Source organism: Paenibacillus sp. FSL M7-0656, assembly GCF_038003225.1.
GTDB lineage: Bacteria > Bacillota > Bacilli > Paenibacillales > Paenibacillaceae > Paenibacillus > Paenibacillus amylolyticus.
The window spans coordinates 5,544,741-5,568,780 of sequence record NZ_JBBOOT010000001.1; the positions used below are offsets into that span (position 1 = coordinate 5,544,741).

Consider the following 24,040-nt stretch of genomic DNA (forward strand, 5'->3'; position numbering starts at 1 on the left):
GGGGTTCGTGAAGAACAATGAAAACACAGCAGTTTGCGGTGATTGGGCTTGGGCGGTTTGGCTCCAGTCTGGCACAGGAATTAATGGAACTCGGCTACGAGGTGCTCGGGATCGATAAAAATGAAGAAGTCGTCGAAGACATTAGTGAATTGGTCACCCATGCCGTTGTAGCCGATGCCACAGATGAGGAAGTGCTACGCTCCCTGGGTATTCGAAATTTTGACTGCTGTATCGTTGCTATCGGGGATGATATTCAGACGAGCATTCTCACCGCGATTCTGTTAAAAGAGCTGGGCGTCAAGACGGTCGTGGCCAAGGCCATATCCGTCCTTCACGGACGCGCATTGGATAAACTGGGGATTGATCGTGTCGTTTATCCTGAGCGGGATATGGGCATTCGGGTTGCCCACCAGCTGGTTACCCCGAACTTGCTGGATTACATTGAATTATCCAATGATTACAGTATTGTCGAGATGAAGGTTCCCGCCTGTCTGCACAACAAAACCCTTTCGACCCTGAATGCACGTGTACGTTTTGGTTGCAGCATTGTGGCGTTACAAAAAGAAGCTGGGGTCATTATCGCTCCGACGGCACTGGATTCGCTTCAAATGGGGGATATCATGGTCATTATTGGTAATAATGCAGATATCGACCGATTTGAAGAAGAGGTTATCAGCCAAGAGAGCTGATAATTATCATGAGTTAAATATGGAAGCCAGACGTTAGAGCCTGGCTGTTTCAGATCAAGGCAAAGGCGTCGTAGCCCTCCGTGAGGGCAATGGCGCCTTTGCTGTAAAGAGTGCAGCCGTCTCCTTGACCCATTGTCTGGAGGTCTCGCTGAGGTCCTCTTTTTCCCCATAGATCATACAAGTTGTTCTGCGGGTCTGCTGTAATTGAGGCAAATGAACAGAAACAAGATCATTGTCCGCGAGCAATTGTGGACGAAGATATGACTTGGGCAATAGAGCAGCAGCTTTGGCGGAAGGCAGAAGTCGGATGATCGCTTCGAAGGAATCAATCTCCATGCGAATATCCGGCATCACGGCACAGCGCTGGAAGAGGTCGTCCGTTAATTTGCGATACCAGGTGCCTTTGGAGAACGTGATCATCGGCAGATCCTGCAAATGCTCCATCCCGGCTTCCTTACCGGACAAGGGGTGTGTAAGCGGCACAACCAGTTCCAGGTGATCGTCAAAGAGCGGCACACAGTTAAGCCCCACTTCGCTGATGGAGGAGGCGACAATGCCTACATCGGCTTTTTTGTCACGCACAAACGAGACAATCTCATGAGTTTTACCCGTCAACAGTTTCAGTTCGGCATTTGGATGTTTCTCCATAAAGGCATTGACGAGAGGTGGTAACGTAGTTTGAAGCGTCGTCAGACTGGCTCCGAGTGTAATGGTGCTCTGTTCTTCGTCTTTATACTGGGCCAGCATAGTGAGGAACTTCTGTTGTTGCTGCTTCTGTTCTACAGCATAGGTATAGGTGAACTGGCCCACACTGGTTAACTCCAGCCGTTTGCCACGGCGGTGGAACAGGGCAACCCCGAGTTCATCCTCCAATTTGGCAATTTTGCGTGAAAGTGCGGGTTGGGACAAGTTCAGTAGCTTGGATGCACGGTTGAGGCTGGACTGCTCCACGACCGCTGCAAATGCATTTAACTCCTCAAACATGAACAATAACCTCTTTTCCATGAATGTGATTCTTGCCCTTGCTCAATCGTTTTCCATGTTGTATAGCCTGTAAACCCAATGTTTCACTGCTTATACCTATAGGTTATAACATTTAATAATTATATTGCAATTCCCTTATAAGAAAAAAAGGAGTAACATGAACCGTGACACAAGTTGTTCACACCTGGGGAAAACGGAACAATTTGTCGAACCTTTTCATGGAAAAGGATTCGTGTCATGATAAGTGAAATCATTTATGAAAACGTTGTATTTAGCGAAAGGGGATCGACATTTTATGAAAGGGTTTTACTCCAGAAAGCTGCACTCCTTGCTTGGCGTCATTCCGCTCAGTTTGTTTTTTGTTGAGCATTTGGTGACGAACTTCACGGCAGTTGAAGGCGGCAAAGAAGCTTTTTACGGTGCCGTTGCATTTCTGAACGGTTTGCCTCTTGTTATTGTAATTGAGGCATTACTTATCTGGTTGCCGTTGTTCTATCACGGTGTTTATGGTCTTTACATTGCCTATCAGGCCAAGCCTAACGTTGGGCGTTACGGTAATGAGCGCAACTGGCGCTACACGTTACAGAGGGTAAGCGGTATTATTACGTTTGTATTCGTCATCTGGCACGTATGGGAGACGCGAGTACAGATTGCGCTGGGTAATGTATCCCATGAAGAGATTGGCGGCGTCATACATGATGCGGTGACGAATCCGATAACCTTTGCGATATATATGATCAGTGTGGTTGCGGCGTCATATCACTTTGCCAATGGTCTGTGGTCGTTCCTCGTTAGCTGGGGAATTACGGTTGGTCCGCGTGCGCAACGTGTATCCTCTTACGTATGTATGAGCTTGTTCGCTATTGTTTCCATCATGTTTATTGCTTCACTATTTGCTTTCCGGAGCATTGATTTCCAAACAGCTACTTCGATAATTGACGCAGTAAAAACAGTTCTAATTTAAGCATTTAGCGTATAAATGCTGACTTATAAGGGAGTGAACAGCAATGGCATCAACGAATGTAATTATTGTGGGCGGCGGTCTCGCGGGATTGATGGCGGCGATCAAATCGGCTGAAGCCGGAGTCCATGTTCATTTATTTTCACTGGTTCCTGTTAAACGATCCCACTCTGTATGCGCACAAGGCGGCATTAACGGAGCGGTAAATACCAAGGGTGAGGGTGACTCCCCATGGGTACACTTTGATGATACGGTATACGGCGGTGACTTCCTTGCGAACCAACCTCCGGTTAAAGCGATGTGCGAAGCAGCACCTGGCATCATTCACTTGATGGACCGTATGGGCGTAATGTTCAACCGGACACCGGAAGGTTTGCTTGATTTCCGTCGTTTCGGGGGAACGAAGCATCACCGTACGGCGTTTGCCGGAGCGACAACAGGACAACAATTGCTCTATGCATTAGACGAGCAGGTACGTCGCTGGGAAGCAGCTGGCCTGGTTACGAAATATGAGAACTGGGAGTTCCTGCAGGCAGTTTTGGATGATGAAGGCGTATGTCGCGGGATCGTGGCTCAGGATCTGAAAACGATGAAGGTACAGACCTTCCCTGCAGAAGCGGTTATTCTGGCGAGTGGTGGTCCGGGGATCATCTTCGGTAAAACGACCAACTCTGTAATTAACACAGGTACAGCAGCAAGTGCGGTGTATCAGCAAGGTGTAAATTACGCAAACGGGGAGTTCATTCAGATTCACCCAACAGCCATTCCAGGGGATGACAAGCTACGTCTCATGTCTGAATCCGCGCGTGGTGAAGGTGGACGGATCTGGACGTACAAAGACGGAAAACCTTGGTACTTCCTTGAAGAAAAATATCCATCCTACGGTAACCTGGTTCCACGTGATATCGCGACTCGTGAAATCTTCAGCGTCTGCGTGGATATGGGTCTGGGTGTGAACGGCGAGAACATGGTTTATCTCGATCTGTCGCACAAAGATCCGAAGGAACTGGACGTTAAACTCGGCGGAATCATTGAGATCTATGAGAAGTTCATGGGTGATGACCCGCGTAAAATCCCAATGAAAATCTTCCCGGCAGTCCATTATTCCATGGGCGGCATGTGGGTAGATTACAACCAAATGACTAACATTCCGGGGCTGTTCGCAGCTGGTGAATGTGAATATCAATACCATGGTGCGAACCGACTGGGTGCAAACTCATTGGTATCTGCGATCTATGGTGGTATGGTGGCTGGACCAAAAGCGGCTGAATATATCAAAGGACTTAAAAAATCGTCCGCTGATATCCCATCTTCCGTATTTGAGAAACACACCAAACAACAAAGCGACAAGTACGAAGGCATCTTGAAAATGCAGGGCACGGAAAATGCCTATGTCATTCATAAAGAGCTTGGCGAGTGGATGACAGCCAACATGACGGTTGTGCGTTACAACGACAAGCTTGAAGCCACGATTGGCAAGATCAAGGAATTGAAAGAGCGTTATGGCAAAATCAACATGTATGATAGCTCTGGTTGGAATAACCCGAGCGCAGCATTCACTCGCCAACTGTGGAACATGATTGAACTGGCAGAAGCAATGACTCTCGGTGCTCTACTCCGTAACGAAAGCCGCGGCGCGCATTACAAACCGGAATTTACGGAACGTAATGACGAAGAGTTCCTGAAAACGACTATCGCAAGCTGGTCGAAGGAAGGCCCGAAAATCTCGTACGAGCCAGTAGACGTATCCTTGATCCCACCACGTATCCGGGATTACTCCAAGGATTAAATATCACGGATTTATTTATAAAGTTAAATATTAAGCACCTGAACGAAGAGGCAGGACAACTTTGGAGAAGCAAAGCTTCTTCAAAGTTACTGCCATCAAAGTGAAGGAAAGACCCAGAAGAAGCAAAGCCCTAGCGATGCTTCAGAACTTCAATACTGCCTCCAGCATGAATGGAGTGCAGTTTTCCAGCAAAGTTACCCAGTGCACAACATAGCGAAGGAAACAGCAATGCCCAGAAGAAGCAAAGCGCCTAGCGATGCTTCAGAACTTCAATACTGCCCATCCAGCATGAATGGAGTGCAGTTTCCAGCAAAGTGACCCTGCGTGCACGACGTAGCGGAGGAAGCGGAAATGCCCAGAAGAAGCGAAGCGCTCGCCTTTATCACCGGATTTTAACCCTGTGAAGGGTTGATCAAAAAAATCCGGGGATAACAGCGATCAGAGGGGCATTCCGCTGACGAAGCGTCTCCCGTGCACCAAACCATTTTGCGCATCAGCAATACAATCATCGTCACCAGAGGAGGGGACTACGATATGGCGGAACAAGCTACAGCCAACAAAACCGTCAAGTTTATCATCACCCGTCAGGATAGCCCGGAGTCATCTTCGTACAACGAAGAATTTGAGCTTCCGTACCGTCCCAACATGAATGTGATCAGCGCCCTGATGGAGATTCAGCGGAACCCGGTCAATACGGATGGCAAATCCATTGCTCCCGTGTGCTGGGATTCCAACTGTCTCGAAGAAGTCTGTGGTGCCTGCTCCATGGTCATCAACGGCAAGCCTCGTCAAGCATGTGCAGCCCTGATCGACAAGCTCGAACAGCCCGTTCGTATCGAACCGATGAAGACATTCCCGGTGGTTCGTGACCTGGTCATCGACCGTAGCCGGATGTTTAGCGCCCTGAAACGCGTAAAAGCATGGATTCCGATCGATGGTACCTATGACCTCGGTCCAGGTCCACGGATGCCTGAGAAGAAGCGTCAGTGGGCATATGAGCTGTCCAAATGCATGACATGTGGAGTATGTCTGGAGGCATGCCCGAACGTCAATGAGAAAACAGACTTTATCGGTCCAGCAGCACTGTCCCAAGTGCGCCTGTTCAACGCTCACCCAACAGGGGAGATGAACGCCGACGATCGTCTGGAAGCGTTGATGGAAGACGGAGGCATTGAGGGCTGTGGTAACTCACAGAACTGTGTGCAATCCTGTCCAAAAGGCATTCCACTGACAACCTCCATTGCCGAAATGAACAAACAAACGACCAAGCATATGTTCAAACGCTGGTTGGGTGTATAATCTCGTCATAACATGTGCAGAAGTGTAATCTGCAACTTAAAAGAAGTCGTGATCCCGTGCAGCAACATGCCGGAGATCCCGGCTTCTTTTTGTAATGAAGCAGAGGAACCGGGCTACCCATGCAGAATATGATATACTAAGGGGATGGATTAAGAGCGTAGAAGGAGGGGGAGATATGGCAGAGACACCGCGTCAGGGCAGCAACAACTCGCCGTCCCAGCGCTCGCACAAAGCATCAGGTGCAGAAGAGTCTGTGTTTCCTGGAGAAGAAAAGGATCATGATCCCTCTCGCCGAAGTTTCTTATTGCGCATGGTTTTGATGACAGCGGGTGCCAGTTTGCTTACAGGAGGTTATGCCTGGTTATGGGAACCGCGTCGTCTGGAGATCAAGCAAGTAGAGCTGAAACTTCCGAAGTTTCCAAAGGCATTTGAGGGTTTGCGTGTAGTTCAGTTCAGCGATGCCCATCTTGGTTTTCATACCGGGGTGAAAGAGCTGAAGAAGCTGGCAACAACGATTGAGGAGCAGCGACCGGACTTGATTTGTTTTACCGGAGACATAGTTGAGAGGGAAGCAGAGCCGATGCGTGAATGTATTCCGGTACTCGCCTCCATGAAAGCGAAGTATGGCAAATTTGCTGTTTTGGGGAATCATGATTATCGGGGCGGACAGCAGAATGAAGTGACAACCATGTTCCGTGAAGCGGGATTCACTTTGTTACGGAACGAACATGTGGTGATTGAACAAGGGGGCGAACGTCTGGCCATAGCTGGTCTGGATGACGCACTTACAGGCAGTCCTGATCCTGCCCAAGCCATCAAGGGTTTGGATCATGATGTGTGGAAATTGTTACTTATGCATGAACCGGATTATGCCGATATTGCCACTCCCTATGGTTTCGGATTACAACTTTCCGGTCATAGCCATGGTGGACAGGTACGTTTTCCTTGGATCGGGGCACTGACAACTCCACGAGGTTCACACAAGTATGTTCAAGGGTTGTATTACACGGATGTCCAGGGGGTATATTACACCACCCAGACACAGATGCCGGTGTATGTGAATCGTGGTTTTGGCATGACTCAACTGCCCATTCGTTTTCTGTGCAGACCAGAATTAACGGTGTTTGAGCTTAAAGGATCAACCACATAAAAGAATATAAGATGAATTTAAAACATAAAGGATTGAACATGAATGGAGGTTATCCAGATGGAAAGAATTGCGATTGTATCCGACATTCATGGCAACATGACTGCCTGGGAAGCAGTGTTAAAAGATATCCGAAGTCGTGGCGTGGAGCGAATCTTTTGTCTTGGTGACCTCGTGGGCAAGGGGCCAGAACCGGTACAGGTTGTGGATCAGGTGAGAGCGACGTGCGAACTTGTTATCCGTGGCAATTGGGATGAACTGGTTGCGGTTAACCAAGACAACGAGAACTTTACGTGGCAAGCAGAGCGGCTGGGTGAGGAACGATTGGCGTACTTGGCGGGCCTACCCTTCAGTCATCAATTTCAACTGAGCGGTCGCACCATCCGTCTGGTCCATGCTTCACCTCAAAGTGTATACCATCGTGTACAGCCGTGGGACGCGATGGAAAAGAGGTTGGCAATGTTTGATCCTCCGGCTGATGAGCCTGAGCAAGGTGTTGCAGATGTTGTAGGTTATGGGGATGTGCATAACGCATTCTTGCAGTATATGAACGGCAAGTTACTGTTTAATGCAGGCAGTGTTGGTAATCCACTCGATCTTCCCCAAGCTTCCTACTGTATTCTGGAGGGTGAAGACAGCAACGATAACAATACCCCGTTCAATGTTCAATTCGTGCGGGTGCCTTATGATATTGAGCGAGAAGTACAGGTTGCACAGTCGGCGAATGTTCCTGCATTGGATTTCTATATTCGTGAGATTCGTACGGGTATCTATCGCGGGCTGCAGGAGTAGTCAGCATCTGGACCTTTTAGCGTGAGGAATTGAATGATGCAATATATTAATACTAAAATGCGAATACTAAAGTTCGTGGATCAGTTCAAATGGTATTACGCCGGATCATCATCAGAGCATGCTTGTCTTACCGGACTAGAGCCCGTTTAGGCAAAAGGAGCGATTGTCATGCTTACCCGAAAAATGCTGGTTCAAGGTCTGCCGGCTTTGTGGACAGAGCGTCTTGTCCTGCGATCATTACGTCAAAGTGATTACAGCACATTATCGGAACTCTTTTCCGATCCTCAAGTCATAAGATATGTGAATAGGGGAAGCCAGTCCACGCCAATCCGAGCGAGACGGTTATTGAACCAGATACGGAGCAGCAGCGCCAAGCTGGATTCGTTACATTATGGGATCTGCTGGAGAGGCAAGGAACAAGTTATTGGGATCACCTCATTCCAGCACTGGAATGATCAGAATGGTACCGCACAGATTGGTTATATCCTGAACAGGTCCTGTTGGGGCAGAGGTGTGGCTACCGAGGCGGTACAGCGGCTGCTGCAGTTTGGATTTGACGATCTTCATCTGGGGAGGGTGGAAGCACGTTGTTATGAGGCCAATGTATCTTCACAACGGGTGCTAAGCAAAATAGGGATGTCCTATGAGCGGAGTCTTCCCTCGTTCGGACTGAATGATGAGGATGACGAGGGATCAGAATCCCTGATGGATGTTAAAGTGTATAGCATGTATCGGGAACAATACGTACGCCCGCTTCAGGAAAAAGACCTGCAAACCCTGGTATCTGACAAGCCGCAATGACATAGAGTAAGAGTAGCCAAACGTGAATGAATCGAACTTCAATCATTTGTTACACAATTGAAATATAGCTGCAATTGAACTCTAACAGACAGGGGGTAAACTTATCTCATGACCCCCTTTTTGATAATAGATAATGCTGTTGGGACCCGCGCGAGCGGGTTCATTTTTTTTGTCCATATAAGTTAACTGTGGAATATTTACACTGGCCACTCCGATGACAGAATAACTTTCCGATCGCTGTTATACCCGGATTTTTTTTGATTCCCATATTTTAGAAGGGGAAATCCGATGCAGCTTTCTTTCAGAAAGCTTTTAGGCGACCGCTTCGCTTCTTCACGTTATTTCTGTCCTCTCCGTTATCGTGTAAAATATAATTATATTTCCTTATATAGGGCAATAAAAGGCCCCCACGGCGTGAACAAGTGCGCTGTGGGGGCCTTTGTGTTTGCTATATTTTTTACAGTGGAACAACCTGCATCTGTTTCTGCTTGAAGTATACCCAGTCGGTGAATCCGATCTCCTTGAGACGTGTACGAACGTCATCCAGCTCGTCTGCAACCCGCTGTGGTTTATGAGCGTCCGATCCAAATGTCACCTTCACTCCATAATGATGGGCGCGTTCCAGAATGGCATCCGAGGGATACCAGCCACCGCTGAGTTTGGTTTTGCCAGATGTGTTAATTTCGATCGCTACGTTGGATTCTGCAATGACCTGCAACGTTTCATCAATGGCCTGATCAGCGATAATTTCGGAGAAAGGTGGATAGTTTCCTTTCATCGCATCAATATGTCCAAGAATCTGGAACATACCGCTGCGAGCCGATTCCCGAATTAATGAATAATAGCTTTCTTTCACTTCAACTTTGCGAGCATTGCTTAGGCCATTCCACCGGGTTTTGTTGAAGATACTCACATCCTCGGTATGATGAACTGAACCAATAATATAGTCAAAAGGATACTGTCCCAGTGTGGTACGGTACAATTCTGCATGAACAGGGAAGTAGTCGGATTCAATGCCGAGCAGCACATCGATTTTACCAGCGTACTCTTCTTTCAAAGCAAGGACTTCTTCCACATAATGCTGCAATTCAGACTTGCCCATTGCGATCCGGGGAAATGCCTGCTCAAGCTCACTGCCAAAGTACGGCGTATGATCCGAGATACCGATCGCCTGAAGTCCTGCCTTAATACCTGCCTCTATATAATCGCGGATGTTGCCGTCTGCGTGACCACAACGAAAATGATGTGTATGAAGATCAAATTTCATATGGAATCCTTCCTTTCTCATGGCTCATTGTCATTCTGAACTGATGAATTGGGTTTCCGGCATACCTTTGAGGTCACTTATGAATTGTTGCATTGCTGAGTTAAGGTATCGACTGGACTTATAGATGACACCAACAGGGTGACTGACCTCCAGCTCACTTAAGGGTATCATTCGCAATGTACCTTGACGCAACTCATGCGCAACAGATTGTTTGGAGATGACAGCTGCCCCGAGATCAATCTCGACCATCCGTTTCACTTCTTCGCTGCTCGACAACTCCATTACAATATTAGGTTCAATATTATGTTTCTTGAAGATGGTTTCCGTAAACCTTCGTCCTACGGTATCAGGGGACAGCAGAATCAATGGTGTACTCCGGAGCACATCGACTGCAGCATGTTTCTTCTTCGCCAGCGGATGGGAAGGAGATACCACGAGTTCAAATGTGTCATAGTACAGCACAGATGTATTCAGGTTGGGATTACGCTCCGTGAGATAACCGATACCAATATCAACCAGACCATTTTCGACCTGGGTATAGATCTGTGATGAAGGAAGGGACTGGATACTGGTTTTGATCAGCGGGAACTGATCTTGGAAATAGGATAACACCCTTGGCAAGATCTGAATAGCAATGGAAGTTGTTGTGCCTAACACGATACGTCCCTGAGGCGTTTCATCGAGATCGGACAATTTTTGTTTCAACTCATCAACGATATCGAGCATCCGTTCAGCGTGCTCCAGGAATACCTGTCCACGGTCTGTCAGGGTAACGGGTTGGTTACGATCCACAAGAACGGTGCTGAATTCGTCCTCCAGACTTTTGATCTGGGCCGAGACGGCAGGCTGGGTCAGGTTCAGAAGTTCTCCCGCTTTGCGGAAGCTCATCGTTTTGGAAATGGTAATTAGTGTCTCCAGTTGGCTTATGTTCATAGGTGACCTCCTTGCAGGCAAAATTTCTTGATTATGTAGTGTTTAGTGTGATGTAATCCCGTAACTGGTTATTGTTCCGTTATCTTAAATTATAGGTGATTCAGGACAGCAGAGCAATGAAGGTAATGATCAGGATCAAAAGTAGTTCAAGAGACTGTGAAAAAAACGCGAATACAAGAATTTGATTTTTTTTACAGTTGTGAGAAAGCAGTAATAAAGTCCTAAATGCCCTTTGCCACGCACGATGATCGAAATGCTTTCTTCAAAAGAAGTGAAAAGCGCTGTTTATTCGCTAGAATCAGCTATAAACATTTGCCCCACGGATGACGATAAATTATAGTACACATGGTTTAACGAATTCTTAATGAATTCTTGTACGTGATAAAGTATAATAAATTTAATGAATATGGGACTTTTGGTGTGTGACCAATAACCCAGTGCGAGGGGGACATAGACAGTGAAAGCGGAAGTGATTAATCCTTTCCTGGAATCGGCACGGAACGTATTCGAACAGCTCATCCAGGTTTCGCCTTCCACCGGGAGTCTTGGCGTGAAAAATGTAGAGTACATTGCAGACCATGTCTGGATCGTGATCGGAATGACCGGACAACTTAGCGGAAACATTGTATTTGGAATTAATGAACAAGTTGCATTGAAAATTGTATCTGCGATGATGGGTGGTTTTGTCATTACAGAAATGGATGAAATGAGCAAAAGTGCGATTTCCGAATTGGGGAATATGATCAGTGGTAACGCCAGCACGATCCTGTCAAACCAGGGTGTTGTGGTCGATATTACACCTCCACAAGTGATGAAGTCCGAACATCTGACTACATTTAGTGCAACGAAAGCACTGAGTATTCCTTTGCTGATGGACGGCATTGGTGAGATGGATATTCAGGTCATGATCTCGTAGAATAGAACCATACGCCTCAAAAGGCAATATGTGTTCAATACGGGAGGACATCACGGATGCTGAAAGATCAGGTAGTGTTTATCACAGGTGCATCGAGTGGTATCGGTGCGCTGTGTGCGCAGATGCTGATAGAAGAAGGAGCCATCCCAATTCTAGCTGCCCGTTCACGGGACAAGCTGGAAGAGATTGGTGCCTCACTGAAAGGGCCGCATGAATTACTCACACTTGATGTTACGGATAGTGAGCAGGTTCAGGCAGCTGTGAATGCGATATTGCATAAATACGGACGAATCGACATTTTGCTGAACAATGCAGGTTACGGGAAATTCGCAGCGATGACAGAGATGTCTGTACAGGAATTCGATGAGATGATGGACGTTAATTACATGGGCATTGTCCGCTGCACCAAAGCAGTGCTTCCACAAATGCTGGAACGTGGCAAAGGTCAGATTGTGAACGTGGCCTCCATGGCTGGCAAAATTGGTACAGCCAAATCCGCTTCCTATACGGCTACGAAACATGCTGTACTTGGATTTAGTAATGCGCTGCGTCAAGAGCTTCGCAAGACTGGCGTCCTGGTGACAACGATTAATCCGGGTCCGATTGATACACCATTTTTCCATCGGGCTGACCCTTCTGGCAATTATGTGAATAATGTACGCTGGATGATGTTGAAACCGGAAGACGTTGCGGGTCATATGATTCGGGCGATGAAAAAGCGCAAGGAAGAAGTGAATCTGCCAAGACTTGCTTCTGCTGGCATATGGCTGTACCAGCTATTTCCTCGTCTTGCAGATCGATTGTCGCACGGTGTAATGAATCAGAAGTAAATGTGATACGAGGCATCATATACGGAATGAAAGAAAGGCTCCGCCGAGGGGCTTTTCTTTTTTTTGGCGTGTATACATACAATTCTGGAATAAGATTTGGTACACGGGCTTTTTTCGCATATAATGAAAGGTAATGTGATGACAGGCTTCGGTAATATACAAGCAACTTATATGTTCAACTAAACTTTTACACGATAACGGAGAGGACAGAAATAACCTGAAGAAGCGAAGCGTGCACCTTTATCCCCGGATTTTTCCTTTTGAAAAAAAGGAATCAAAAAAATCTGGGGATAACAGTGATCGGAAGGTTGTTCTGTCCTCGTAGTGTCAGTGTAATTACTCATTAGTTGAACTTATATAACATCAAAATGAATAAATTAAAAGGATGGACATACATGACGAATCAAACATTTGCTTCAATTGGCGTGGAACAGGATCTGGAGGCCGTTTTGGCGAAACATGGCATTAACGAACCTTCACCTGTACAGGCTCAGACGATCCCGGTTATTTTGGAAGGCCGAGATGTCGTATCCAAATCCCAGACGGGAACAGGAAAAACGCTGGCATATCTGCTGCCACTGTTACAATCCATCAAAATGGATATCAAAGGTACGCAGAAACTCATTATTGCACCTACGCAAGAGCTGGCGATGCAAATTGTACGTGAAGCGCAGCGTTATGCGGAAGAACGTAAGATTGGCGTATTGGGTCTAATTGGAGGCGCAGCGGCTAAACGTCAGATCGAGAAGTTGCGTGAGCATCCACAATTGGTTGTGGGTACACCGGGACGACTGAAGGAATTGATTACACTCAAAAAACTGAAAATGCACAACGTCTCTACGATTGTTATCGATGAAGCAGACCAAGTGTTCCAACTTGGCGGCGTAAGTGACGTGAACTTTGTACTTAAGAGCGCATTGCGGGACCGTCAGCTGATCTTCCTGTCAGCAACCATTGATGAGCATACAGCTGGACTCGCAAAGCGTGAGATGAAAGAGCCTGTGCAGATCGGAATTGAACCGGATCGAGCTACGGCTGCGGGCCTTGAGCATTATTATTTTGTAGAAGAAAACCGTAACAAAATTGACATGTTGCGTCGTCTGGTTAGACAGTACAATCCGGATCGGGCAATCGTATTTGTGAATGCAACCGAAGATATTGGTGAAGTTGAAGCAAAAATGAATCATCTGGGCTTGTCCGCTGCTGCGCTGTATGGAGATGCTGACAAAGTGACGCGCAGTAACGTATTGTCTGCCTTCCGTAATGGCAAACTTCAGTTGCTGATTGCCAGCGAAGTGGCTGCCAGAGGACTGGATATCGAAGGTTTGCCAATGGTCATTAACTATGACCCTGCCTTTGACTCGGAGCACTATGTTCACCGTGCAGGTCGTACAGGCCGGATGGGACGCTCGGGTATCGTTTTGTCCATTGTGGATGAAACACAGATCTTTATTATGCGTAAATTTGCACGCGAACTCGGAATTGAACTGTCAGAACGTGTACTCTTTGGCGGTAAAGTACTGGAGGCTGACCCGCGTCCGGACACGCGGCCTGAGGGACATTCGTTCTCCAGAAAACCAGGACAATCCAGAGATCGCAAACCAGGTCAGGGCAATCGTAATGGGGGAACCAGAGCTACAATCTCCAATTCGCGTCCAGCAGGTAGCAAACCAATGGGTAATACAGGCCGCACGGAGCGCGACCAGGATCGTAAAAACAAAGGAGCACCCAAGTGGAGTAAAGATAAAACGCCACGCTCCGAAGAATAGAATCTGACGAAAGGGGTGCAGGGATAGATGGAAAACGTTCAATCGCCTGTTCTGCAAATCAGCGGGTTAAGCGGAGGTTATAGTGCCAAACGGCCCGTCCTTCACGGCATCGATCTGGAAGTTGGACGTGGAGAGATGGTCGGACTAATCGGCTTAAACGGTGCTGGCAAAAGCACAACCATGAAACACATCCTCGGCTTGATGACCCCTCAACAGGGCGAAGTGCGAGTGATGGGCAAGAAGCGGGACGAGGATGCGCAGATTTACCAATCGGCTATGGCATTTGTACCGGAATCACCCGAACTGTATGATGAGATGACGGTGATGGAGCACCTGGAGTTTACGGCAAGAGCGTACAATGTGTCGGAGGCTGATTTCAAACAACGTACGGAGAAACTGCTGGAACTGTTCCGTATGAATGAGAAAAGTACAAGTCTGTCGACTCACCTGTCCAAGGGGATGAGACAAAAGGTCATGATCATGTGTGCTTTTGTGGCAGGACCACCACTGTACATCATTGATGAGCCTTTCCTGGGACTGGACCCGCTGGGTATTCGCTCTTTGCTTGATTTTATGCTGGAGATGAAAGCTTCGGGATCATCCATCCTGCTCAGTTCACACATTCTGTCCACGATTGAAAATTACTGTGACCGTTTTATCGTTCTGCACCGTGGGCAGGTTATTGCTCAAGGTACGCTGAATGAACTGCGCTCCCAATTCGGGGAATCCGATGCCACGCTGGAGCACATGTTCTATTCCCTCGTACAAGGCAGGGATTGAGCATGGATCTCAAGCTGCTATGGAAGCAAAGACGCACAGGATTCTGGAACGGAATTCTTCCTTATCTGGGTTATGTGATCCAGAGCGGTGTAGCTATGGTCTTTTTATTTCTCGTCATTGCGTTCTCCGCCTGGTATACATCGTTTGTCCAGAACATTCCGGCGGAATTTCCGATTCGCTGGGTTGCATTGCTGCTGCTGGCACCGCTAGTGCTGTTTAGCAGTTATCGTACATATCTGCTTCCGGCAGATATTGTGTTCCTGCGACCACAGGAATACCGGATGCAGGAATATTTGAAGAACAGCTTTGCCCGGGGCATCATCTATAAAACTCTGGGCTTGCTGCTTGTATTTGTTACACTGTGGCCGCTCTATGTCAGAGCAGATCTGGATGCACGGCCATTTGGCTGGTTCATTGTATTCCTGTTGCTGTGGAAAGGGTTGTCCAGTTATGGAGCGTGGCAAGAGCTAAGAATGGTTCAGGTCGGGGCAGCAAGAGGATATCGTCTCTTGCGATGGGCTCTGGCAGTGCTGGCGGTTGGCGCATGGCTGTGGCAGCCACCGCAGCGTAGCGTCTGGTTCCTGCTACTGCTGGCTGTTGTCTACATCGTCGCCTTGCGTATACCGGTGAAACATCGGGTAGCGTGGGAACGACTGATTCAGGTGGAACAGGGGCAGGCTGGCAGAGTCATGCGGACGCTCGGCTGGTTTGTGGATGTACCTTCATCCGGACAGAAAGTAAGTTCGCGTCGCTGGCTTAGCAAATTGGGGAGTGGTCTTCCCTGGAATGCAGGGAAAGCTTACCGTTACTTGATAACCAAAACGTTTGTTCGAACCGAAGTGTTCTCAATCGTGTTACGCCTAGTTGTACTGGGCATGTTACTATCCTGGTGGACAGCAGGCAGCTACTTTGGTGTCGGGGTGTATCTGTTCTTCCTGTTGCTTGCAGGTGTTCAGTTAGGTGCGCTGCGTCGCAGTCATAGTGAATCGTTCTGGATTATGATCTATCCAATCTCGGGTGAGAGTCGTCGTTCTCAGGTGTTGGGATTCATATTCCATCTACATGCACTGGCTGCGTTACTCATGTGGTTGCCTATGCTGGCTGCCGGAGCAAGCGGACTGACTGTCACCGGAGTAGCACTTATTTTGGGTATACTGGTGATTGTGATCATGCGGCGTTCGCAAGGTAACAAGTGGTTGAAGGAAGAAGAGGACGAGTAAACGATCGGACACCGGACCAACTCGGATTATTACATTGGGTTCACCAGTGAGAGGTACAAAAGATAACAAAAGAAGGGTATTCCGGGCTGTGTCCCGGTATACCCTTCTTTGTGCTGTAATGGAATCTTGCAATCAGATCACTTGGTTCTCGCGCAAGTGTGTATTGGTACTAACAGAGGAACGATTTAGTGATAATCACGAGCAAGATGAACAGAACGAGAATGGCACCTGTGTTTGTAAATCCTCCGCCGTAACCGCCGCATCCATAACCGCCTCTTGTATCTTCAACTCCAGACATGGTCATTCCCCTTTCAAGTGGTTGTTTGGCACGCCCTTGCGTACATCGTATATTATGTGCCGTGGGGGTAGGCTGATTGGGCCGATGCCCGGTAAAGCCAGAAATTAAAGCTTTTGGGCTGATAAAACACAAAAGAACCCTTCGTATATTCAGTGACATGAAACGTCGCCGTTATACAAAGGGTTCTTATAACATTCAGGGTACAGGTCTGTGTTAACTAAGTCGTCCGCAGATCCTGAACTCCACGATAGATGGTTTCATACAGATCTTCCAACCCGGATTCTTCAATACAGGAGAAGGCGATTCGAAGATCCGATTCACCCAGCGCGATTGTACCCACACCATATTTGTGCAGCAAATGGCTTCGAAGTTCTTCAGCGCCAACTTCTTTTAGCTTCAGGCACATGAAGTAACCGGAGTTGAACGGATAATAGTCCCATGCATCTCCATACTTGCCGCTATCGAGAATGGCTTTTACCTTATTGGCGCGGCCTTTCATAATCTCGAACTTCTCCTGTTTCTGTGCTTCAAATTCCGGTGCTTTGAGCGCATCCAGTACAAAAGTCTGGGAAGGATGCGGGCCACTGGAGATCGTTGCCCGGATAATACCGAGTGTTTTTTGTTCCAATGCATGCAGAACGGCTGCATCTTCATGGGCATACGTAATGAATCCAACGCGGAAGCCCCATACGAATTCTTCCTTGGTTGCACCATCCACTTTTACGGTCAACACACGTGGATGAATGTTGGCAAGTTTGCCAAACAGGGATTCATGAATGGAATCTTCGAAGAACAGTCCAAAGTAAGCATCGTCTGTTACAGCAACCACGTTAACGCCGGCTTCAGCTGCCTGAAGAATCGTGTTCACAATGGCATCTGCTTCTTCGGCTCCAGGCGTATAACCTGTAGGGTTATTCGGGAAGTTGAGCAGAACGATGGCTTTACCTTTGTCCTTTTGATCAAGCAAAGCCTGAAGCAGACCCTCACTGTTGAAGTTCAACTGATCATCGAACAGGGGATAATGAACCAACTGGCCATGACGACGAATTCCGAAGGTCAGCTCGTAATTTTCCCAGTTTTTATCTGGATATATGACAGCGTCCCCTTCATCGGCGAACAGGTCGGCTACGATACTAAGTCCATGGGTTAATGCATTGGTTACAATCGGATTGCCAAACGTTTTGCCTTCCAGAGAAGGCGTTTCCTTCAGCATCTTGTCTCTCCAAACGGTCCGCAATTCAGGTTTGCCTGCAGGTGGAGCGTAAGGATACAGATCCTTTGGTTGGAATGCAGACAGCTTCTCCTGAATAACCTGAAGATGCATCGGCACACCACCCTCCAGGGCGATACCAATCGTGGCATTATGGGTCTTGGCCAAGCTTGCTGCTTCAGCAGATTGACTCAAAATCCCCTCTTTAGGAAAATAAATTTCTTTGCCAAGCTGTGACAGCATGGAGTAGACGTGACTGCTGCCTGTCTGAATACTTTCGTTCAACTGTTCAGCCAGTGGATTCATTCTTTTCATCCTTCCAAGTCTTTGTGATTCAACTGCCTAACATTATATCACCTTGACATGCCCCCGTCACGGAAATTACGCAATATGACAGTTATATCACTTTACCGCGTTGTTGCAGAGGGTTTTCGGGTGGGTTATCGTTGTATTCGACCTTGGAGTAATCCTCAAGAAATGAAACTTATTGTTGATGAAATGGACAGTATTTCCGCATCATTTCAGCAGTTTCGGCATCTCTTCCTTCATTGCGCTGTTCCAGTTCACCACGGATATGATCCAGGCGTTCAATAGACCAATTTTGTCCAAATTTAAACTTGGCGCTGATCCGTTCAGGACTAATTCGGACTACGGCTACAGCTTTGAGGTTTCCTGTGTAACGCGAGTCAGTAGCGTCAATGGGTACATATCCGCCTTGCGGCTGGAGTTTCTCCATGAATCGTTGCAGTACCTTACCTTTGATGTCCAGATCTTTAACCGGTTCAGCCTGACCAAAGGCCATAACACTTTTGAAGAAAGAAGTTGCCGGACAAGCCAGCTCAGGATCACTGAAATAGGATGGAATCAGGGAGAACTCTTCAGCTACTGTGAAACTGACCGACGAATCCTGTTTGATCTGTTTCATCTTCTCGCCAGCCAGACTGCCGTGAAAATAAAAGCAACCGTCCATATATACGAAGTTCAGCGGTGTAACCCGTGGTTGTCCGTCCGGACTGACCGTTCCCAGAAACCCGAAGGAGCACTGATCCAGAAATGCGGTGATTTCCTGTTCTTCATCTACTGTGAATTCTTTCCGTCTCATGTGTATTCCCCCATCATTGAATGTATAATAGAACGCCATATCTTATGGATAACAATAGTTCATACATTGACAATGAAATAGATCCAATTTACATTCACTTTAGTAGGCCAATTAGTCGGGGATCACAGATGAAGACAAATGAAGAGAGGTGCAAGATGGAATTGTGGCTGCCGATGGATACCTATGAACTTCAGCATCGATATAAGTATGAGGCATTGTACCATGCGTTACGTGATGCCATTCATGCAGGTACATTGGTGGGAGGCACGCGGCTTCCTTCCACACGTGAGTTGGCAAGGCAATATGAGATGTCACGTGGTTCGGTAGCTCAGGTATACGACATGCTGCTTGCGGATGGTTATGTCCATGCACATCGGGGAAGAGGTACATTTGTCACCGAAACATTATCCACTCAGGAAAATGAAAAACAGGAAGCCGTTCTCAACCTGTCTCCCTGGGGTGAGCGGGTACAGAGGTTGAATACGCAACATGAAGTTCTGCGGACTCAGATGTCTTCACCGAAGCCGTCCGTCATTAATTTTCAAATGCAGCGCATGCCTGCGGAACATTTCCCGTTAGGGGAGTGGAAGAGTGCACTCGCTGCGGTTCATCGCAGTGGTTGGCGAGAATCGAGCGGTGTAGCCGGTGATCCGGAGCTGCGTGAGGCCATCGCCTCCCATCTCAGATGGACACGTGGTATTCAGGCTGAACCATCTCAGATTGTATTGTTCAGCGGTTCAATGCAAGGCATCACCCTTCTATCCCAGCTGTTGATCGCAGAGGGGGTAGCAGTTGTATTAGAGAATCCGGGGTATCCGGGCATCGCTCATGCCGTCAAGTCCTGTGGTGGGCATATCATCCCGGCAGAGGTGGATGCCGCAGGCATTATTCCTCAGCCTTGGGAGGCACAGACGTTATTTGTCACCCCTACCCGGCAGTTTCCAACAGGGGCCGTGCTGGGATTGGACAGAAGACGTGCCTTGCTTGCGTGGGCCTCAAAGCGGAATGCGGTCATCATTGAAGATGATTATGACAGTGAATTCCGATGGGGCGGAAGACCGATTGAACCCCTCAAAGTGCTTGATCGTGAACAGCGTGTCATCTATGTTGGATCATTCTCACAAACGATGGTGGCTTCGTTCCGACTTGGCTATGCCGTCCTGCCACCTGGTCTGGTAGAACCTCTGCTTGCCGCCAAGGCGTTGTATGAACCGGTACCTCCAGCGCTGTTAGAGCAGCGCGCACTGGCAAAATTTATGACCCGAGGAGGTTACCTGAGGCACTTACGACGGTTAACCCGGTTATATGGGGAACGGCATGATTTTTTTGTCCGCGAGATGGAACTACAGTTGCCGGAAGCATTCACGATGCAGCTTGGTGATGCAGGACTGCATATCTACGCCACCTGGAATGGCGATGTGGACAGTTATCAGCGATTTAAAAAGCTCGCTCAGGAGGATGGCATATTGTTCCGTGATGCAGAGCGATATCGGTTGACTTCAGATCATCCGGCGGCCTGCTTTGCTTTTGCACATCTGGAGAAAGAAGAGATAACAGAGGGAATCCGGCGAATGCGGCTAGCCTGGGAGAAGTGCACATTTTCGTTTCGGTGAATTCCGCTGTATAATGGGATAAGACATTTCGCTCCTGTAGGAGCAGAGATCATATATGAGCAAGTTGTATTTAATCATGCTATACAAGTTGAACTAATTATTTACACGAAAACGTAGAGGGCAGAAATAACCTGAAGAAGCGGAGCGTTCGCCTTTATCGTCAGATTTTCACCTTTGTAAAAGTGAATCAAAAAATCTGGGGATAACAGCGATCGGAAGGTTGTTCTGTCATCGAAGTGGCAAGTGTAAATGTTCTTTAGTTCAATTTCTATAGATACTGAAATACATATGGCCTGGATTGAAGAAGTGAGATTCAGATCAGAATGATGCCATATGCAGAGAGATTAACTATCAAGGGGGAGTGGCGACATGCTGCAGGCATCGCCGTCATCATTTGTTATTTTGCCCGCTGTCGCCAAAATTGTCTGTGAACCGGGCTGGAAGTGGCAGAAACGGGAAAAACCGATGCAAAACTATGATTTATTTTATGTATGGAGTGGTGAAGGAACGCTTGTACTGAATGACCAGTCGTATGAAGTTGGCAAGGGTAGTTGTTTTTTGTTCAGGCCAGGAGATCATCCTACTGCAACACATAATAAGCAAAAACCGTTGGTACTTACGTATATTCACTTTGATGTGGACGTGCCTGTTGCTGACGTTCCCCAGTCCTATCGCGAGGTACAGGAAACGGTGGAGTTTGAGCACTTGCTGGCACGTTATGTAAGACTGTTCTTATCAGATGTGTACGGACGTGATGAAGAGAGCCGATTGATTCTGAAACAATTGATGATTCATTTGCTGCGCGCTGATACGGAAGAACCTGTGGAGAAAAAGGTGAGCAACCAGTTGTCCGATGTCATCCAGGAGGTCGCCAATTATGTGCGTCAGCATCCCGGGATTACACATCGGGTGGAAGATCTGGCTGCGCGGGCTGGCTTATCGCCCCGATACTTCTCGATCAAGTTCAAGGAACTGGTGGGCTCATCGGTGCAATCTTATATTATCCGCATGCGTATTGAACGGGCGGAACATCTGCTGGTGCATACCGGCATGAATGTGACCGAAGTGGCGGATGCTCTGGGCTACCGGGATATTTTCTTCTTCAGTCGTCAGTTCAAGCAGTATACCGGCAAAAGCCCGTCCGAGATTCGTTAAAATTCTGATGAGAAAAACAGGAAACCGTTTCAAGTCTGGAATGCAAGGGTAATTATCTAGCATTCCAGATGACCAAAAGGGGGAACTTGTGATGAACGGAAAACGTCGGGTCCGCAACCGGGGATGCTCTACGAAGGGATGCAATATTTTCCGGAACCGTCTGCGTCGCTTCAAACCGGCAGAGGACTTGCAAGATGTGTGGTTTTGAGGAGAACTCAGCAGACCAATAACGACGGAGCGAAGCTTCGTATTGCATGTATATATGGATGAATATGAATTCATAAAGAGGATGGCGCAATACCTGGTTACAGGTGCTGCGCCATCCTCTTTATTTGCGTATGGACTCATTAGTTCTTCGGTTTCAAACGACCAAGCAATGCGCCCATTTTGACAGAATCGCCTGGCTGTAAGCCCGGGTTTGGTTCGAATGTGCCACTCTGCGTCAGCAGAACAACGGTGGAACCGAATTCAAAATAGGCCAGATCATCGCCTTGTGCCCAGGTACTTATGTCCGTATCAGCATATTGTATGCTACTCACGTTCATCGCACCTACTTTGACAACTGCCACTTCACCGTAATCATGTGCGATATACGTAATGAGTCGTTCGTTTCGACTAAGCACGGATCTCATATGGGTCAGGCCAAAGTCATTCACGGGATAAACTTTGCCTTTGATGTGTTCGCTCTCTATTTTGCGGCCGCTGACAGGTGCATGAATGCGGTGATAGTCGCGAGGGCTGAGATAGAGGACGAACCCGTACCCGTGCTTGTACTTCTCCAGATGGGGAGAATGGTTTAATAATTCAGCAAGTGTATAATTTTGTCCCTTAACATTCAGGAGTGTCCCTGCAGATATTGGACCGGCTGCCGTAATCTTGGCATCTACCGGGCTGATCAGTGCATGCTCTGAAAGTTCCAACGGGCGCATGCCCGGCTTTAATTTGCGGGTAAAGAAATCGTTCAGTGAACGGTATTCCTTCCAGTCTTTCTCGGCCTCCTGAACAGGGATGTCGTAGGTCCGGACAAAATAAGGGATAAATGCCTTACTTCCCCGGCTTTTGGAGAAGGCTCCCACGGTCCGGGAGATCCATTTGCGCGAAGAAAGCTCGGTCATTAATCGCAACAGCGTTTTTGCCATGAATATCCCCCTTAGGGTTAATGCGAACTTCAAGGCCGGCAAGACCGGCCGTTCTGCATAATATTGACACAGAATGCACACGAAATCAATATAGTCTCCTATCGTATGTCTGCGGTTGTCTCGGAATTCTCGAATTCTGTTCCAGCAGCAGACGCCCATAAGCCATCGGTTTGCTGTACGTTGCCTTCCAGTGTTCCGACATTCCCGCCTTGCGAAAACCGTAACGCTGATCCCGTCCATTGCATTCAATAAAATAGATCTGGCCGCTGCGCGTTATCCCGAGATCAAGGCCCAGATCAGCCAGATGTGGCAGACTGGCCGACAGGTTCTGGGCAATTCGAAGTGCAACGAGTCCGATTCTGTATTCCAGTCGAGCCAACTCGAAGCCAGATTCTCCTAATCCAAGGGCCTCTGCGAGCTTCATGACTTTACCGCCCTGGGCGATATTGCTGACAAACGTATGGGCAGGAGCCGCTTTGGCAAACATGCCTGTTATTCCCCAAAGACCATCGCTGCCACGTTGTACAGATACCCGCAAATCTACCGGCCTGCCCTCATAACGTACCAGTGGGATACGCTCTTCAATGAGGTAGGCATGGCGAAAGATCCGCCTTAGGGTGGCGGAAGGAAGCTGTCCTTTGCTCAATCGGAAGGTAGCCCACCCTTTGCGTGCCGCCTTCGTCTCACAAGTTAGTTTCCACTGTCCATCTCGCTCAAAGACTCGCATAATCCCATGACCAATGCTACCGCTACATGGTTTGATGACGAGGTCATCATGTTGTTCCATCATATAGGCCAGAGACTCTGGCGTAGCTTTAACTGCATGGGGCAAGTGTTCTCGCAAGGCGAGGTCCTGATGAAGCATGTCATGAATGTGATCTTTACGGTACCGGTTGCGAACGTTGAATACCTGGATACCCTGCAACATCAGCTTGGTAATCTGATGCTGTTCCGTCCGGCGAAGCTGGAGTGAGCGGTTATGAATGACGGAGGGCAGTGGCATGCGCTCGCGAACATATCTGCCTTCTTTTTTTACATAGGCAAGACATGTTTTTTGATCCGAATCGATATCTTCCAGCCTCAAAAAGCAGGGAGTTAATCCATAACTGGCCGCTGCCTGTTCATAATTCGCGAGTGATTCCTGACCGGTCCTTCCGGCCGGTATCCCCCGGTACATGCGTGAATCGAACATAATGCCGATCGTTTCTTGGAGCATGACCGTTCCTCCTTCGATGTTATCGCGACCATGGATCGTCCATTCATGGAATGCCGGCCTGTCACCGCATGGCTCAGACATCGCGATAACGCAGACCGGTGTGTAAGATGCATCGCCAAGCACTAGTGCT

General features: G+C 47.9%; 22 protein-coding genes. 14 read left to right on the forward strand and 8 right to left on the reverse strand.

Annotation, left to right across the window (positions count from 1 at the left end; translation table 11 throughout):
- Positions 1-17 precede the first annotated feature (17 nt).
- Positions 18-689 (forward strand): potassium channel family protein, encoded by a 672-nt coding sequence (locus MHI01_RS24420; RefSeq protein ID WP_017692455.1) that lies wholly within the window; start codon positions 18-20, stop codon positions 687-689.
- A gap of 54 nt (positions 690-743) precedes the next feature.
- Here MHI01_RS24420 and MHI01_RS24425 read toward each other — a convergent pair whose 3' ends face one another.
- Entirely contained in the window at positions 744-1,673 is a 930-nt protein-coding gene (locus MHI01_RS24425) for a LysR family transcriptional regulator (RefSeq protein WP_036673385.1), read from the reverse strand.
- Positions 1,674-1,968: 295 nt separating this feature from the next.
- Here MHI01_RS24425 and MHI01_RS24430 point away from each other — a divergent pair, with 295 nt between their 5' ends.
- From MHI01_RS24430 to MHI01_RS24455, 6 genes are all read left to right on the forward strand, one after another.
- Positions 1,969-2,637: a succinate dehydrogenase cytochrome b558 subunit gene (locus tag MHI01_RS24430; RefSeq protein WP_253503088.1), complete on the forward strand. Its 669-nt coding sequence runs from the start codon at positions 1,969-1,971 to the stop codon at positions 2,635-2,637.
- A 43-nt stretch (positions 2,638-2,680) separates the two neighbouring features.
- Positions 2,681-4,423 (forward strand): succinate dehydrogenase flavoprotein subunit, encoded by a 1,743-nt coding sequence (gene sdhA / locus MHI01_RS24435; RefSeq protein WP_036673387.1) that lies wholly within the window; start codon positions 2,681-2,683, stop codon positions 4,421-4,423.
- Between the two features lie 534 nt (positions 4,424-4,957).
- Complete coding sequence (gene sdhB, locus MHI01_RS24440; RefSeq protein ID WP_036605794.1) at positions 4,958-5,722, forward strand: succinate dehydrogenase iron-sulfur subunit; 765 nt, start codon at positions 4,958-4,960, stop codon at positions 5,720-5,722.
- 175 nt (positions 5,723-5,897) lie between these two features.
- Positions 5,898-6,872: a metallophosphoesterase gene (locus MHI01_RS24445; RefSeq protein ID WP_253503086.1), complete on the forward strand. Its 975-nt coding sequence runs from the start codon at positions 5,898-5,900 to the stop codon at positions 6,870-6,872.
- Positions 6,873-6,929: 57 nt separating this feature from the next.
- The gene (locus MHI01_RS24450) at positions 6,930-7,661 is read left to right on the forward strand and encodes a metallophosphoesterase family protein (RefSeq protein ID WP_253503083.1); all 732 of its coding nucleotides are present in this window, start codon (positions 6,930-6,932) and stop codon (positions 7,659-7,661) included.
- Between the two features lie 168 nt (positions 7,662-7,829).
- Complete coding sequence (locus tag MHI01_RS24455; protein ID WP_127547036.1) at positions 7,830-8,462, forward strand: GNAT family N-acetyltransferase; 633 nt, start codon at positions 7,830-7,832, stop codon at positions 8,460-8,462.
- Positions 8,463-8,919: 457 nt separating this feature from the next.
- On the opposite strand, the gene MHI01_RS24460 is transcribed toward MHI01_RS24455, so the two are convergent.
- Positions 8,920-9,729: a histidinol-phosphatase gene (locus MHI01_RS24460; RefSeq protein ID WP_127547038.1), complete on the reverse strand. Its 810-nt coding sequence runs from the start codon at positions 9,727-9,729 to the stop codon at positions 8,920-8,922.
- 30 nt (positions 9,730-9,759) lie between these two features.
- A complete protein-coding gene (locus MHI01_RS24465) occupies positions 9,760-10,662 on the reverse strand; it encodes a LysR family transcriptional regulator (RefSeq protein WP_036605798.1) in 903 nt (300 codons plus the stop codon).
- A 457-nt stretch (positions 10,663-11,119) separates the two neighbouring features.
- Here MHI01_RS24465 and MHI01_RS24470 point away from each other — a divergent pair, with 457 nt between their 5' ends.
- From MHI01_RS24470 to MHI01_RS24490, 5 genes are all read left to right on the forward strand, one after another.
- Positions 11,120-11,578, forward strand: a complete 459-nt coding sequence (locus MHI01_RS24470; RefSeq protein WP_036605799.1) for a chemotaxis protein CheX — start codon at positions 11,120-11,122, stop codon at positions 11,576-11,578.
- Positions 11,579-11,634: 56 nt separating this feature from the next.
- Positions 11,635-12,408: an SDR family NAD(P)-dependent oxidoreductase gene (locus MHI01_RS24475; RefSeq protein WP_127547040.1), complete on the forward strand. Its 774-nt coding sequence runs from the start codon at positions 11,635-11,637 to the stop codon at positions 12,406-12,408.
- Positions 12,409-12,803: 395 nt separating this feature from the next.
- On the forward strand, positions 12,804-14,177 hold the full coding sequence (locus MHI01_RS24480) for a DEAD/DEAH box helicase (protein WP_339185823.1): 1,374 nt from the start codon (positions 12,804-12,806) through the stop codon (positions 14,175-14,177).
- A gap of 27 nt (positions 14,178-14,204) precedes the next feature.
- A complete protein-coding gene (locus MHI01_RS24485; protein WP_036605802.1) occupies positions 14,205-14,957 on the forward strand; it encodes an ABC transporter ATP-binding protein in 753 nt (250 codons plus the stop codon).
- A 2-nt stretch (positions 14,958-14,959) separates the two neighbouring features.
- Positions 14,960-16,177: an ABC transporter permease gene (locus MHI01_RS24490; protein ID WP_047841267.1), complete on the forward strand. Its 1,218-nt coding sequence runs from the start codon at positions 14,960-14,962 to the stop codon at positions 16,175-16,177.
- Positions 16,178-16,346: 169 nt separating this feature from the next.
- Here the strand turns inward: MHI01_RS24490 and MHI01_RS24495 are convergent, their stop codons facing one another.
- The 3 genes from MHI01_RS24495 to MHI01_RS24505 all read right to left on the reverse strand — a co-directional run bounded on the left by MHI01_RS24495 (position 16,347) and on the right by MHI01_RS24505 (position 18,787).
- The gene (locus tag MHI01_RS24495) at positions 16,347-16,475 is read right to left on the reverse strand and encodes a hypothetical protein (RefSeq protein WP_017692471.1); all 129 of its coding nucleotides are present in this window, start codon (positions 16,473-16,475) and stop codon (positions 16,347-16,349) included.
- A 217-nt stretch (positions 16,476-16,692) separates the two neighbouring features.
- Positions 16,693-17,991, reverse strand: a complete 1,299-nt coding sequence (locus MHI01_RS24500) for an aminotransferase class I/II-fold pyridoxal phosphate-dependent enzyme (protein ID WP_036673403.1) — start codon at positions 17,989-17,991, stop codon at positions 16,693-16,695.
- 178 nt (positions 17,992-18,169) lie between these two features.
- Positions 18,170-18,787 carry a pyridoxamine 5'-phosphate oxidase family protein gene (locus MHI01_RS24505; RefSeq protein WP_017692473.1) on the reverse strand — a complete coding sequence of 206 codons (618 nt, stop codon included), beginning with the start codon at positions 18,785-18,787 and terminating at the stop codon, positions 18,170-18,172.
- A gap of 155 nt (positions 18,788-18,942) precedes the next feature.
- Here MHI01_RS24505 and pdxR point away from each other — a divergent pair, with 155 nt between their 5' ends.
- Positions 18,943-20,400, forward strand: coding sequence for a MocR-like pyridoxine biosynthesis transcription factor PdxR (pdxR, locus tag MHI01_RS24510; RefSeq protein ID WP_340984309.1), 1,458 nt, complete (start codon positions 18,943-18,945; stop codon positions 20,398-20,400).
- A 369-nt stretch (positions 20,401-20,769) separates the two neighbouring features.
- A complete protein-coding gene (locus MHI01_RS24515; RefSeq protein ID WP_036605807.1) occupies positions 20,770-21,555 on the forward strand; it encodes an AraC family transcriptional regulator in 786 nt (261 codons plus the stop codon).
- Between the two features lie 347 nt (positions 21,556-21,902).
- Here the strand turns inward: MHI01_RS24515 and asd are convergent, their stop codons facing one another.
- Both asd and MHI01_RS24525 read right to left on the reverse strand, forming a co-directional pair.
- Positions 21,903-22,694, reverse strand: a complete 792-nt coding sequence (gene asd / locus MHI01_RS24520; protein WP_036605808.1) for an archaetidylserine decarboxylase — start codon at positions 22,692-22,694, stop codon at positions 21,903-21,905.
- 85 nt (positions 22,695-22,779) lie between these two features.
- Complete coding sequence (locus MHI01_RS24525) at positions 22,780-23,910, reverse strand: YheC/YheD family endospore coat-associated protein (RefSeq protein WP_340984310.1); 1,131 nt, start codon at positions 23,908-23,910, stop codon at positions 22,780-22,782.
- Positions 23,911-24,040 lie beyond the last annotated feature (130 nt).

Coding starts and splice junctions, on each gene's coding strand:
- MHI01_RS24445 (WP_253503086.1), top strand. CDS start 5,898: ATGGCAGAGACACCGCGTCAGGGCAGCAACAACTCGCCGTCCCAGCGC.
- MHI01_RS24495 (WP_017692471.1), bottom strand. CDS start 16,475: ATGTCTGGAGTTGAAGATACAAGAGGCGGTTATGGATGCGGCGGTTAC.
- MHI01_RS24460 (WP_127547038.1), bottom strand. CDS start 9,729: ATGAAATTTGATCTTCATACACATCATTTTCGTTGTGGTCACGCAGAC.
- MHI01_RS24500 (WP_036673403.1), bottom strand. CDS start 17,991: ATGAATCCACTGGCTGAACAGTTGAACGAAAGTATTCAGACAGGCAGC.
- sdhA (WP_036673387.1), top strand. CDS start 2,681: ATGGCATCAACGAATGTAATTATTGTGGGCGGCGGTCTCGCGGGATTG.
- MHI01_RS24505 (WP_017692473.1), bottom strand. CDS start 18,787: ATGAGACGGAAAGAATTCACAGTAGATGAAGAACAGGAAATCACCGCA.
- MHI01_RS24420 (WP_017692455.1), top strand. CDS start 18: ATGAAAACACAGCAGTTTGCGGTGATTGGGCTTGGGCGGTTTGGCTCC.
- MHI01_RS24475 (WP_127547040.1), top strand. CDS start 11,635: ATGCTGAAAGATCAGGTAGTGTTTATCACAGGTGCATCGAGTGGTATC.
- MHI01_RS24455 (WP_127547036.1), top strand. CDS start 7,830: ATGCTTACCCGAAAAATGCTGGTTCAAGGTCTGCCGGCTTTGTGGACA.
- sdhB (WP_036605794.1), top strand. CDS start 4,958: ATGGCGGAACAAGCTACAGCCAACAAAACCGTCAAGTTTATCATCACC.
- MHI01_RS24515 (WP_036605807.1), top strand. CDS start 20,770: ATGCTGCAGGCATCGCCGTCATCATTTGTTATTTTGCCCGCTGTCGCC.
- MHI01_RS24485 (WP_036605802.1), top strand. CDS start 14,205: ATGGAAAACGTTCAATCGCCTGTTCTGCAAATCAGCGGGTTAAGCGGA.
- MHI01_RS24480 (WP_339185823.1), top strand. CDS start 12,804: ATGACGAATCAAACATTTGCTTCAATTGGCGTGGAACAGGATCTGGAG.
- asd (WP_036605808.1), bottom strand. CDS start 22,694: ATGGCAAAAACGCTGTTGCGATTAATGACCGAGCTTTCTTCGCGCAAA.
- MHI01_RS24525 (WP_340984310.1), bottom strand. CDS start 23,910: ATGCTCCAAGAAACGATCGGCATTATGTTCGATTCACGCATGTACCGG.
- MHI01_RS24425 (WP_036673385.1), bottom strand. CDS start 1,673: ATGTTTGAGGAGTTAAATGCATTTGCAGCGGTCGTGGAGCAGTCCAGC.
- MHI01_RS24450 (WP_253503083.1), top strand. CDS start 6,930: ATGGAAAGAATTGCGATTGTATCCGACATTCATGGCAACATGACTGCC.
- MHI01_RS24490 (WP_047841267.1), top strand. CDS start 14,960: ATGGATCTCAAGCTGCTATGGAAGCAAAGACGCACAGGATTCTGGAAC.
- MHI01_RS24465 (WP_036605798.1), bottom strand. CDS start 10,662: ATGAACATAAGCCAACTGGAGACACTAATTACCATTTCCAAAACGATG.
- MHI01_RS24430 (WP_253503088.1), top strand. CDS start 1,969: ATGAAAGGGTTTTACTCCAGAAAGCTGCACTCCTTGCTTGGCGTCATT.
- pdxR (WP_340984309.1), top strand. CDS start 18,943: ATGGAATTGTGGCTGCCGATGGATACCTATGAACTTCAGCATCGATAT.